Raw genomic sequence first — 12009 nt, 5'->3', positions numbered from 1 at the left:
GCCTGCCGTTGCCTGGCCCACCGTGCCCGCAGCAACTCCCGTCACCGCCGTCACCGTCACGCCATCGGCTCCCGCCGTGTCCTTCGCGCCGTCCGTGGTGTTGGTGTCACCACCTGCCGCATCCACGCCCGTGAGCACGTTGCCCGTGGCCGCTGTCGTCTGCCCCGCCGCCACGCTGTCCACATCATCCACCGCCGTCGGCACATCGTCCACGATCTGCACGCTCAGCGTGGCATCGGCCTTGTCACCATCGTTGTCCGTCAGCACCACCTTCAGGTCTTCGTAGACGCTGTTGTTGGCCTTTGCTGCATCCTCGGGGTGCTTCTCGCTGCCCAGCAGCGTGTATTCGTAGCTGACCTTGCCCGTGGCCTTGTCGTAGCCCGTCACCTTCAGCTGGTTGCCCAGCGGCGTGCTCACCACGGCACCGGTCAGCACGCCATCCTTGATCACCTCGACGCCGCCAATCGTCAGCGACTTGACGCCATCCTGCGACTTGATCGTGAAGTCACCCACGCCCTTCTCTGCCGTGCTGGCGGCGTTGCTGCCCTGCGCCAGCGCTGCCTCCTCCACCGTCACATCGCCACCATTCTCCTTGGGCGTCAGGTTCGTGATCTCCGGCTTGTGGTCTACCGGCGGCGGCGTGCTGCCGCCACCGCCACCCAGCAGCGGGGCCGCCAGCAGCGGCAGCCACCACAGCGGCACCGGTGCCTCGCTGATACCCAGCACCTGACCCGCCTGCTGGCCTTCCAGCAGCATGCTCACGGCATCGCTGCCTTGCGCCGTCTCCGGAATGAAGGGGTAGACGTTGCCGTTCTCGTGCGTACCCACCAGCAGGTTGTCGCTGCCTTCGCGGTAGCCCTGCTCGCCGTTGTCCTTGTAATAGCCCTCGATGATCAGGTCCGGCTGGTCCACACTGGCACCTTCAAACGCCACGTACAGATCACTGCCCACGCGTTTGGTCGCCACGTTCTCCGGTGCAAAACCGGTGCCGTCATCTGTCAGGTGATACTTCACATCAGCCACGGCCTGGATGCGCACCGGCTGCCCCTTGGCACCGATACCTCCCTCGCCACCGGCGATCTGCAGCTCTTGTTCCGGCGTCTCGGATTGGGCCAGGATGCGAAGGGTAATGTTCTGGATGCTCATGTCTCTCTCCCCTGCCCGCGCTCCCCTGGATGTGTGGGGGTTGCGCAGGCGTTACTACTCAAGATGAAGAATGGATGGATGCGGGCTGCTTACTGGCCCGGAATATTTCCAGCAGTGGTGCCATACAGCACGATCTCGACGCGACGGTTCGGCTGGTCGCACTGGGTGCGCTGTGCCTTCTGGTTAGGGTAACGCGCGCGACAGTCGCTCACCACCAGCTGGCTTTCACCACGACCTTCGGCCTTGAGGTTGCGCGTGGGCAGTTGGTGCTGCTGCAGGGCCTGCTGCACTGTGGCAGCACGGCGCTCCGACAGCGTCTGGTTGTAGGCGTCGCTGCCCTCCGGATCGGTGTGGCCGACAATCTCGATGCGATCCACCCTGGCATCGCTGGCGGCAATGTCACGCGCCACACGCGCGATGTCCTGCTTGCCCTGCTCCAGCATGCTGCCGTAGTCGTGACGGTCAAACGGAAACAGTGCCGAGGTTTCCAGCGTGTAGGTCTTGAGCGGCACCACGCACTTGGGCTCTACCCGCGACAGCGCGTGCATCTGCTCCTTCTGGGCGCGTGCCAACTGCTGGCCGGTCTCGGCATCCAGCTGCTGCAACACCGGCTTGCCGTCAGCGCCTGCCGCCACGCGGAAATAGGCCACCTCACCCGCCGCCACCTGAAACTTGGGCAGGTTCAGCCGCTTTTCCTGGTAGCGTGTACCCACATCGCTGGGGTGCGCCACCAGCGTGTTCTGGCCCACGCACACCTTCTGCTGCTTGAACGCGCCGTCCTGCAGTGAAGTCATGTACTCGCCATTCACAAAAATATTGACCGCCTGGGTCTGCACCTCACCCGGCTCACGAATGAAGACCGCGCTGGCGATCTCCTGCGCCACCGGCGTCTCCACCTTGCCTTCTGCCAGCGGCTTGGGATACCGGTCACCGCCTGTTGCCACACAGCCGGATAGCGCGACCGCTGCCACCATTCCGAGTACCGGAACCCAGTTGTTCACACGGCTTGCCTGCTTCATGACCATCTCCTTCAGTCGCACCACCCGGCGCCAAGCCGAACAGCATCATGGGTAATAAACGTCATTCAGGAGAGTCAGTTGCCAGCCTCTGTTCCCACACGCATCTGACGCGCAGAAAAGACATGCTCCATTCCACCTGATGACATAACGGCTATTACACATCAGATGCGTTACGCTATGTATACCTGAAATCCAGTAATATTTCACTAATCTTGCAGCCGCGAAATGCTGCGCATCTGGACAAACCAGGATGTACGACGCCCATCAATAACGAACGATTGTTAGATAATGCGGGATCATGCAATAAATTGGGCAGCCGCACAAGGCTGCCCAGGTTATCCGGCAGATCGTTCCCGCAAGCAGTTCAGGGCACCAGGCGTATCGGCACGGTCAGACGGTAGCCTTGCCCGCGCACCGATTTCACGCACTGCTCCACGCCCATTTCTTCCTGCATCTTCTGGCGCAGGCGGGTCATCAGCACCGCCAGACGCTGGCGGGATTGCGAGACGGCATCATCATCCGGATAAAGCAGTTCACACAGGGGGGCATAGCCGAGTTCCTGCCCCGGCGTACCCACCAGCAGGCGCAGCACCCGGTATTCACTGTTGGTCAGGCTCGCGGAACGGCCATCGGCATGGGTCAGCCGCAGCAGGTGCTCGCTCAGCATCAGCTGGACATCATCCCGCGGGCGTATGCGGCAGGACAAGTTGAACAGCACCGATTCCAGCTCGCCCACGTGCGTCGGCTTGGTCAGATAGACGTCAGCCCCACTGCCATAGCCCAGGGCACGGTCAGCCTGGTCGCCGCGCGCAGTCAGCATCACGATACCGATTTCCGGGAAAGCCTTGCGAATGCGACGGGCGATGCTGATGCCATCTTCCTGCGGCAGGTTCAGATCCAGCACCAGCACATCGGCAGGGGTTTCTGTCATGGCCACATCCAGCTCGCGTCCGCTGCTGACACCACGCACATGCCAGTCAGGACTGCTCAGATAATCCACCAGCTCGTCGCGCAGCAAGCGGTGATCTTCCACAACAATGATTTCCAGTACGCCAGGCATGACCCTACCATTTGAGATTGTCCGCTAGGCCGGAGCATGCATAACGCGCATTCATGCTCCGGAACGCCCCGGGGAAAACCCGTGTCACGCACCCGATACCAGCTTTCGGGCCCCACAAAATGGCAGTGCAGATATCTGGCACCCAGCCATGACGCATCAAGACTTTCATGCAAAGCCCTGCCTCGAGGCGATTGAAGCCTGATGTCAGCCTTATATCATACAATATATTGTCGGAAAAGGTTATCCCCGGATATGGTGATATTTTCCTCTTTATTACATTCGCGGCGCGCTGCATGCTTGACGGAGCACTCTTGATACTGTAATTGCCTCGCATCTGCCAGCCTGCTCACCCTGGCAAGGTCAGCTCGAACACGACTTCATCCAGCTCTCCCTGGTAGACGATGTCTCCGCCCATGGCCAGCGCCACATGGCGCACCCAGTACAGGCCCAACCCGGTCCCCGTGTGCTGGTGCGAGTGCTCGGCACGGTAGTACTTGGTGAACAGTCGTGATGCATCCGGCTGGTGTCCCTCGGCCACCCGGTTGCAGACCCGCAACCGGAAGCCTTCCTTCCCACCCCCCTGCGACCATGGCTGCAAATGAATGCAGACCTCGCTCTCCGGTTCGCTGTACGCCAGGGCGTTCTCCAGCAAATTGCCGATCATCAGGCGCAGCAGGTCCGGATCGGTCTGCACCGGCTGCTCCAGCCCCGACTCCAGTCGCACTCGCAAGGGTTGCGAACATTCCGCCACCAGTTGTTGCACCAGCACCTGCACATCACACGACTCCCGGCTGATCTGCCAGGCCCCGGTTTCCATCCGGTCGGTATGGCGTACCTTGTCTAGCACCATGTTCATGGCATCCACCGACTGATGGATGCGCTGCAGCCGTCCGGTCACCAGCGGCGGCATGTCCTCCCACCCCTTGGCTACCGCCAGCGCGCCCAGCCGGATGGCCGATAGCGGTGTCTTGAGCTCGTGCAGCAGCATGCCCAGCAGGCCATCCATTTCCTCCCGGCGCGAAGTCTCCCAGTACAGCTCCTGTTGCATGCGTTCCGCCCGCATGCGCACCATCAGCGCGGAACGCAGGGCCAGATGGTCACGCCGCCATTGCACCAGAAACTGCGCAACGCCCACCAGCAGACCAATCGCCAGCTCCGGATACAGCACCGACAGGCTGACATCCGTCAGCGGCAACAAGCCGAGCCAACTCAGTTCGAGGTAGAGCACCATCATGACCTGGGCCAGGAACAGCAGGGCCAGCAACACGCGGATATAGCCATCGCCGAAGCGCACAAACCAGAGGCTGAACAGCCCCCAGAAGCCATACATGATGATCACTGCGACATGCAGCAGCCAGGCTTCGCGCGCATATCCCAGCCACACGGCCAGCAACAGCAACGGGGCCATGGCCAGGTACATCCGGTTCGGCAAGACCGTCCAGCCTGGTGCCTGATAGAGACGAAACAGCCGCAGAAAATACCACTGCATCAGGGCCATGTACCCGATGCTGGCCACGTCCTTCAGCCCCGTCGCCAGCAGGGGCTGCTGCGGAAACAGGTACTTGTCCAGCAAGCCTGCCGTCCCGGACACCACCAGCAGCATGCAGGCCATGGTGGCGGCCGCAATCAGCCACTGCCGATCCCGCGAAGAGCCCCAGTGCAGCAGGCCCAGCACGGCCAGCGTCAGCAACAGCCCGACACCAAAACTGACCAGCAGGCTGCGCTGCATGTCCTGCTGCAGACTCTTTTGCGCATGCATGACCTGCACCTTGAGCACCAGGTGCTGCACGCTCTGCACCCGGATATAGGCCCGCAGATTCGCCGGCGTGGCCCGATCCGGCAGATTCACGACGATATGCCCCTCGCTGCGTCCACGTTCGGTATACGGCACGTGCATGCCCAGCCTCACATGCTGCCAGTCATCCACCCCGGTCCCGGGCAGGAACACCCGAACATCTTCCAGATAGGGAGGCTGCAGTGTCAGCACCAGATCGCGTGCCGCCATCGGCTCCACATCCACCCGCAGCCAGATCACCGCACTGGTATGCCCCAGCGCCAGCACCTGCGGCATCGGCCGGAACGGCAATTGCTCCACCTGCCCCAGCGTCAGGTTGCCATCCGGATCCATCAGATAACCGCGACTGGAAATATGGTCCGGCAAACCGTCATCGGCCTGCAGTGACAAGGGCAGGAAAACGGCCACACAGGCCAGCAGACAGGTCAGCAGCCAGCGCTCCCAACCTGTTCTTGTCGCCTTGCGCCCCTGCTGCATGCCCACCTCCCGTCCAAGCCCAAATGCCTGCTGACGCCATGCGCCACAGATCCCGGTTACATTGTGCTACACCCAGCGCCGGTCGTCACAAGCGGTACGACACCAGCGATTCACTGAAGTCGTTGTTGTGCAGCGGCTTGCCTGCTGGCGGAAAGGCGCGCTGCATGCAGTCGGTACGCGGACAGACGCGGCAACCCGGCCCGATCGGCGTGATCTCGCGCGGCTGCTGCAAATCCCAGCCGTCGGCATAGACCAGCTCGTGCGCCTGCGACAGCTCGCAGCCGATACCAAAGGCAAAGCGCTTGCGCGGCGCAGCAAAACTGCCGCCACCGCGCTGCACACTGCGCGCAATGCCAAAGTAGCGCGTGCCATCCGGCATTTCCGCCACCTGCGTCAGGATGCGACCCGGCTGCACAAAGGCCTCGAACACATGCCACAGCGGACAGGTGCCACCATGACGGGCAAAATGCAGCGAGTTGGCGCTCTGGCGCTTGGACACATTGCCGGCCTGATCCACCCGGATCAGGTAGATCGGTACTCCGCGCGCGCCGCTGCGCTGCAGCGTGCTCAAACGGTGGCAGATGCTTTCGAAACTCACGCCGAAGCGGCGCTGCAGCCATTCCACGTCATAGCGCGATTCACGCGCCGCCTGCAAAAAGGGCGCATAGGGCAACAGCAGCGCACCGGCAAAATAGTGCGCCAGCCCCTGCCGCGCCAGCGTCAGCGTCTGGGCATCGGCCAATGCCGGGTCATCGATGCAGGCTTGCTGCAGCACATCGCCATAGGCCAGGAACACCAGCTGCGTCGCCATCTGGAAAGCCTGTTGCGCATCGCTCAACGAGGCGTTCAACTCCAGCCGCTTGCGTCGCGCATCGTAGCTGCGCAGCTCCAGCGAACCCTGCGCGCTGGCCACCACGTCCACGCCATGCGCCTCCTTCAGGCGCGCACGCAACACGCTGGCACGCCGACCCGGTTCCACGCCCCACTCCAGCGCCAGCTGCTCGGCCAGCCGATCCAGTCCGTCAAAATAGTTGTCATTGCGATTGAAAAACTCGCGCGCCGCCTCGTGCGGGAATGGAGCCGACGGAATCTGCTGCGAATCGCCATAAAAGCGCTCCACCAGCTGCTGCAGCTCGTCCTGCAGGTGCAGCTGGTGCTGATACAGGCGCACCAGCATCTCCGCCAGACTCGGCACCATATGCACCATGCGATCCAGATCGGCCGGTGTCACGTTCAGGTCGCCGGCCAGCCGCTGGTCGCGGAAGATGCCGTCCAGTTCGCCCAGCAGACGCCGGCTGCGGTCTTCCGAGAAATCGCTCAGATCCACCTGGAACACCTGCGCCAGCTTCAGCAGCACCGCGGCCGTCACCGGCCGCTGGTTGTTCTCCAGCTGACAGATATAGCTGAACGACAGCCCCAGCCGTTCGGCAAACGCCGATTGCGACATCTGGTTCTTTTCACGCAGCCGGCGCAAGGCCGGCCCCATCAGCAGCTTGCGGCTCATGCAGGCACTCCGGTTCTTTCACAACATTTACAAGACCGGACCATTATCTGTGAAAGCCAACACAAGAACACACGAACTCTCCATAACTTGGTAGAAACCCGCAAAAGGATTGTGAAAGCTGTAAATACCATTCCTGTAAATTCTTTTTCCCCAGAGTCGAGGAGACACCCCATGAGCATCCCCCAGGTTCCGCTGCTGATCAACGGCGAATTTGTCCAGTCCAAGACCACCGAGTGGCGCGACGTTGTCAACCCTGCCACGCAGGAAGTCATCGCTCGCGTGCCGATGGCTACCCAGGAAGAACTGGATGCCGCAGTAGCTGCCGCCAAGGAAGCCTTCAAGACCTGGCGCTACACCCCCATCGGCACCCGCGCCCGCATCTTCCTGAAGTACCAGCAGCTGATCCGCGAAAACATCAAGGAAGTCGCCGCCATCCTGACGCGTGAACAGGGCAAGACCCTGCCCGACGCCGAAGGCGACGTGTTCCGCGGCCTGGAAGTGGTCGAGCACGCTGCCAACATCGGCACGCTGCAGATGGGCGAATTCGCCAACAACGTGGCCGGCGGTGTCGACACCTACACCATCCTGCAGCCGCTGGGCGTCTGCGCCGGCATCACGCCGTTCAACTTCCCGGCCATGATCCCGCTGTGGATGTTCCCCATGGCCATCGCCACCGGCAACACCTTCGTGCTGAAGCCCTCCGAGCAGGACCCGATGTCCACCATCCGTCTGGTCGAGCTGGCCATCGAAGCCGGCATCCCGGCTGGCGTGCTGAACGTGGTGCACGGCGGCGTTGACGTCGTCAACGGCATCTGCGACCACAAGGACATCAAGGCGATCAGCTTCGTCGGTTCCACCGGCGTCGGCACCCACGTCTACAACCGCGCCAGCCTGGCCGGCAAGCGTGTGCAGTGCATGATGGGCGCCAAGAACCACGCCATCGTGCTGCCCGACTGCAACAAGGAGCAGACCCTGAACGCCCTGGCCGGTGCCTCCTTCGGTGCCGCTGGCCAGCGTTGCATGGCGCTGCCGGTCGTGATCCTGGTCGGCGAAGCCCGCAACTGGGTGAACGAGATCGCCGAGCGCGCCAAGAGCCTGAAGGTCGGCAACGGTGCCACCCCCGGCGTGGACGTCGGCCCGCTGGTCAACAAGAGCGCCCGTGCCCGCGTCGACAACCTGATCGCCTCCGGCGTGGAACAGGGTGCCACCCTGGTGCTGGACGGCCGCAACCCGCAGCTGGACGGCGCGGAAGCCAACGGCAACTTCGTCGGCCCGACCCTGTTCACCGACGTCACCGTCGACATGGACATCTACAAGCAGGAAATCTTCGGCCCGGTGATGTGCGTGATGGGCGCCGAGACCCTGGAAGAAGCCATCCAGATCATCAACGACAACCCGAACGGCAACGGTACCGCCCTGTTCACCCAGAGCGGCGCTGCGGCGCACAAGTTCCAGGAAGAGATCGACGTCGGTCAGGTCGGCATCAACGTGCCGATTCCCGTGCCGGTCCCGCTGTTCTCCTTCACCGGTTCGCGCGCATCCAAGCTGGGCGACCTGGGCCCCTACGGCAAGCAGGTCATCACGTTCTACACGCAGACCAAGACCATCACCAAGCGCTGGTTCGACGAAGCCAACGCCGGTGGCGTGCACACCACCATCAGCCTGAAGTAAGGCAGGAACAGGCCCGCGCGGCCTGTTGCTTCCCTGGTGCCCGGCGCTGCAGGTTCCTCCGCAGCGCTGGCGTCACCGGGGTTCTCGCCGGCCGCCCCGGCCTGCCAGGAGACGCTGCTGTCTGCGCCCCTGACAAGCCGGATACAGGCAACACGCCCAGGCAAAGCACGCGCCGGTGCCCGCCCAAGGAGACAAGCCCCATGTATTTCGATCTGACCGACGACCAGCAGCAATTCGTCGCTGCCGCCCGCGACTTTGCCGCCGGCGAACTCGCTCCCCACGCCGCCCAGTGGGATGCCGAACACACTTTCCCGCGCCAGGCCATCGCCACTGCCGGTGCGCTGGGCTTCTGCGGCCTGTACGCCTCCGAACAGTACGGCGGCCTCGGCCTGGCCCGCCTCGATGCCACCCTGGTGTTCGAGGAGCTGGCCGCCGTGGATCCGTCCACCACCGCCTTCATCACCATCCACAACATGGCCACCTGGATGATCACCAGCTGGGCCAGACCGGAAATTGCCGAACAGTACGCCCCCGCGCTCACCGCCGGCGAGCAGCTGGCCAGCTACTGCCTGACCGAACCCGGTGCCGGCAGCGATGCCGCCAGCCTGCGCACCACCGCCGTGCTGCAGGGCGACGAATACGTCATCAACGGCGAGAAGATGTTCATCTCCGGCGCCGGCAGCACCGATGTGCTGGTACTGATGGCCCGCACCGGCGGCCCCGGCGCCGAAGGCATTTCCGCCTTCCTGGTACCGGCCAACCTGCCCGGCATCCAGTACGGCAAGAACGAGGAAAAGCTCGGCTGGCTCAGCCAGCCCACGCGCGCCATCAGCTTCAGCGATGTCCGCATCCCGGCCAGCCACCTGCTGGGCCAGGAAGGCGAGGGCTTCAAGATCGCCATGAAGGGCCTGGACGGCGGCCGCATCAACATCGCCACCTGCTCGGTCGGTGGTGCCCAGGGCGCGCTCAATGCCGCAGCCCAGTACATGCAGGAACGCAACCAGTTCGGCAAGCCGCTGGCCGCCTTCCAGGCACTGCAGTTCAAGCTCGCCGACATGCAGACCGAGCTGATCGCCGCACGCCAGATGGTGCGTCTGGCCGCCTACAAGCTCGATACCCGCAGCAGCGATGCCAGCACCTACTGTGCCATGGCCAAGCGTTTTGCCACCGATGCCTGCTTCCAGGTCGTCAACGAGGCGCTGCAACTGCACGGCGGATACGGCTACCTGCGCGAATTCCCGCTCGAACGCCTGCTGCGCGACCTGCGCGTGCACCAGATCCTCGAAGGCACCAACGAAATCATGCGCGTCATCGTGGCGCGCCGCCTGCTCAGCGACCGCGGCCTCGACAGCCTGCGCTAATCCCGTTTTTGTCACAGACACCCAAGGAGACATTCATGAACATCGCATTCATCGGCATCGGCAACATGGGCGGCCCCATGGCCATCAACCTGCAGAAAGCCGGTCACGAAGTACAGGCATTTGACCTGTCGGCCGCCGCCTGCGCCACCGTCAGGGAAGCCGGCGTCGCCGTTGCCAGCAGCGCCGTCGAAGCCGCCAGCAAGGCCGATGTCGTGGTCAGCATGCTGCCCGCCAGCGCCCATGTCGAAGCACTCTACCTCGGCAAGGACGGCCAGGTCGGCCTGCTCGACATCCTGCCGGCCGGCGCCCTGATCATCGACTGCAGCACCATCGCCGCCGCCAGCGCCCAGAAAGTGGGGGCGGCCGCCCAGGCCAAGGGCTACGACTTCATCGATGCGCCAGTCTCCGGCGGCACCGCCGGTGCTGCGGCCGGCACCCTGACCTTCATGGTCGGTGGCTCCGAGCAGGCCCTGGGCCGTGCCCGTCCGCTGCTGGAAAAAATGGGGGCCAACATCTTCCACGCCGGCGACATCGGTGCCGGCCAGACCGCCAAGATCTGCAACAACATGCTGCTCGGCATCCTGATGATCGGCACCAGCGAAGCCATGGCCCTCGGCCTGGCCAACGGCCTCGATCCGAAGGCCCTGGCCGAAATCATGCGCCGCAGCTCCGGCGGCAACTGGGCCCTCGAGAAATACAACCCGGTTCCGGGCGTGATGGACGGCACCCCGGCTGGCCGTGGCTACACCGGCGGCTTCGGCACCGACCTGATGCTCAAGGACCTGGGCCTGGCCCTGGAAAACGCCATGCAGGTGCGTGCCAGCACCCCGCTGGGTGCCATGGCGCGCAGCCTCTACGCCGCCCACAGCCTGTCCGGCAAGGGTGGCATGGACTTCTCCAGCATCATCCAGATGCTGCAGAAGGCCTGATCCGCCACGGCCACATTTTCCTGCATGCAGGAACACCAGGCTCCCGACCATCAGGCGGGAGCCTTTTTCATCTACCATGCAGGACAGCAGGCACAAAAAAACCCACTCCGTGACCGGAATGGGCCTTGACCTGCCGCGAGAACAGGCATGACATCGGTGGCGCGACTGGCGGGGATCGAACCCACGACCCTCGGCTTCGGAGGCCGATACTCTATCCACTGAGCTACAGTCGCTTGGAACATGGTGCCATGCGTTCTGACTCGCATCAAAATGTGGCGAGATCGACAGCTATTACCATGCGCAACGGGCAATTGTAGGTGTTTTTTGCCAAAGCGTTGACTATAATTGCCTGTCACGATTCGTTTCGTTTTTTATCAGAACATCCAAGAGGACGTCATGAGCCAGATCGCACCAGATTCGTATGCCGCTTCCGAGGCGACCAAAAACCGCCAACTCAGCCTGGTATCCGCCATCACCTTTGGTACCCTGCTGCTGCTGCTGGCCGTTGCCGTGTACTTCTCCACGTATGCCAAGCCTTCCTTCAACCCCAACAGCCCGGAAGCCCAGGTTGCTGCCGCCCAGCGCATCCAGAAGGTCGGCTCGGTTGAACTCAAGCTGGCTCCGGCCGCCCGCGCCACGCCCATGACCGGCGAAGAAGCCTACAAGTCCATCTGCATGTCCTGCCACGACGCAGGTGTTGCCGGTGCGCCCAAGCTGGGTGACAACGGTGCCTGGGGCCCGCGTATCGGCCAGGGTGTGGACACCCTGTTCAAGCACGCCATCGAAGGCTTCACCGGCACGCACGGTGTCATGCCGGCCAAGGGTGGCAATCCTGACCTGAGCGACGACGAAGTCAAGCGCGCCGTGGTCTACCTGGCCAACCACAGCGGTGCCAGCTTCGCCGAGCCGGCCATCACGGCTGCCAGCGGTGCTGCTGACGGCGCTTCCGGAGCCGCCTCTGCTGCTGCACCGGCTGCCTCTGCTGCCTCCAACTGATTTCCGGTCAACCCTGCCCCAGGCAGGGACACCCGATCAGCAAGCCGCTCT

9 protein-coding genes and 1 tRNA gene are annotated in these 12009 nt (G+C 63.3%); 4 read left to right on the top strand and 6 right to left on the bottom strand.

Annotation, left to right across the window (positions count from 1 at the left end):
- The 5 genes from C513_RS13760 to C513_RS0111185 all read right to left on the bottom strand — a co-directional run.
- A partial coding sequence (locus C513_RS13760) for a hypothetical protein (RefSeq protein ID WP_026320787.1) occupies positions 1-1146 on the bottom strand: 1146 nt, incomplete at its 3' end.
- A gap of 89 nt (positions 1147-1235) precedes the next feature.
- Entirely contained in the window at positions 1236-2165 is a 930-nt protein-coding gene (locus tag C513_RS13340; protein ID WP_018716105.1) for an OmpA family protein, read from the bottom strand.
- A 364-nt stretch (positions 2166-2529) separates the two neighbouring features.
- Positions 2530-3225: a response regulator transcription factor gene (locus tag C513_RS0111195; protein WP_018716104.1), complete on the bottom strand. Its 696-nt coding sequence runs from the start codon at positions 3223-3225 to the stop codon at positions 2530-2532.
- A gap of 346 nt (positions 3226-3571) precedes the next feature.
- Positions 3572-5497, bottom strand: coding sequence for a sensor histidine kinase (locus tag C513_RS0111190; protein WP_018716103.1), 1926 nt, complete (start codon positions 5495-5497; stop codon positions 3572-3574).
- An 85-nt stretch (positions 5498-5582) separates the two neighbouring features.
- Positions 5583-7001: a helix-turn-helix domain-containing protein gene (locus C513_RS0111185; RefSeq protein ID WP_018716102.1), complete on the bottom strand. Its 1419-nt coding sequence runs from the start codon at positions 6999-7001 to the stop codon at positions 5583-5585.
- A 171-nt stretch (positions 7002-7172) separates the two neighbouring features.
- On the opposite strand from C513_RS0111185, the gene C513_RS0111180 reads away from it, so the two are divergent.
- The 3 genes from C513_RS0111180 (at position 7173) to mmsB (ending at position 10962) form a co-directional block, all read left to right on the top strand.
- On the top strand, positions 7173-8672 hold the full coding sequence (locus tag C513_RS0111180; protein WP_018716101.1) for a CoA-acylating methylmalonate-semialdehyde dehydrogenase: 1500 nt from the start codon (positions 7173-7175) through the stop codon (positions 8670-8672).
- Between the two features lie 200 nt (positions 8673-8872).
- Entirely contained in the window at positions 8873-10033 is a 1161-nt protein-coding gene (locus C513_RS0111175) for an acyl-CoA dehydrogenase family protein (RefSeq protein ID WP_018716100.1), read from the top strand.
- Between the two features lie 35 nt (positions 10034-10068).
- The gene (mmsB, locus tag C513_RS0111170; protein WP_018716099.1) at positions 10069-10962 is read left to right on the top strand and encodes a 3-hydroxyisobutyrate dehydrogenase; all 894 of its coding nucleotides are present in this window, start codon (positions 10069-10071) and stop codon (positions 10960-10962) included.
- A 157-nt stretch (positions 10963-11119) separates the two neighbouring features.
- Here mmsB and C513_RS0111165 read toward each other — a convergent pair.
- Positions 11120-11195 (bottom strand) — tRNA-Arg (locus C513_RS0111165).
- Positions 11196-11358: 163 nt separating this feature from the next.
- Between C513_RS0111165 and C513_RS13335 the strand changes: the two genes are divergently transcribed.
- Entirely contained in the window at positions 11359-11958 is a 600-nt protein-coding gene (locus tag C513_RS13335) for a c-type cytochrome (RefSeq protein WP_018716098.1), read from the top strand.
- The last annotated feature ends 51 nt before the right edge of the window (positions 11959-12009 follow it).

The organism is Allobrachymonas chironomi DSM 19884 (assembly GCF_000374625.1).
Taxonomy (GTDB): Bacteria; Pseudomonadota; Gammaproteobacteria; order Burkholderiales; family Burkholderiaceae_C; genus Brachymonas; species Brachymonas chironomi.
The sequence above is the reverse complement of the archived record's forward strand: the minus strand, read 5'-3'. Positions and strand labels throughout refer to the sequence as shown.

Bases quoted from the DNA above. Each gene is read 5' to 3' on its own strand.
- C513_RS0111175 (WP_018716100.1), top strand. From the start codon at position 8,873: ATGTATTTCGATCTGACCGACGACCAGCAGCAATTCGTCGCTGCCGCC.
- C513_RS13335 (WP_018716098.1), top strand. From the start codon at position 11,359: ATGAGCCAGATCGCACCAGATTCGTATGCCGCTTCCGAGGCGACCAAA.
- mmsB (WP_018716099.1), top strand. From the start codon at position 10,069: ATGAACATCGCATTCATCGGCATCGGCAACATGGGCGGCCCCATGGCC.
- C513_RS13340 (WP_018716105.1), bottom strand. From the start codon at position 2,165: ATGAAGCAGGCAAGCCGTGTGAACAACTGGGTTCCGGTACTCGGAATG.
- C513_RS0111180 (WP_018716101.1), top strand. From the start codon at position 7,173: ATGAGCATCCCCCAGGTTCCGCTGCTGATCAACGGCGAATTTGTCCAG.
- C513_RS0111190 (WP_018716103.1), bottom strand. From the start codon at position 5,497: ATGCAGCAGGGGCGCAAGGCGACAAGAACAGGTTGGGAGCGCTGGCTG.
- C513_RS0111185 (WP_018716102.1), bottom strand. From the start codon at position 7,001: ATGAGCCGCAAGCTGCTGATGGGGCCGGCCTTGCGCCGGCTGCGTGAA.
- C513_RS0111195 (WP_018716104.1), bottom strand. From the start codon at position 3,225: ATGCCTGGCGTACTGGAAATCATTGTTGTGGAAGATCACCGCTTGCTG.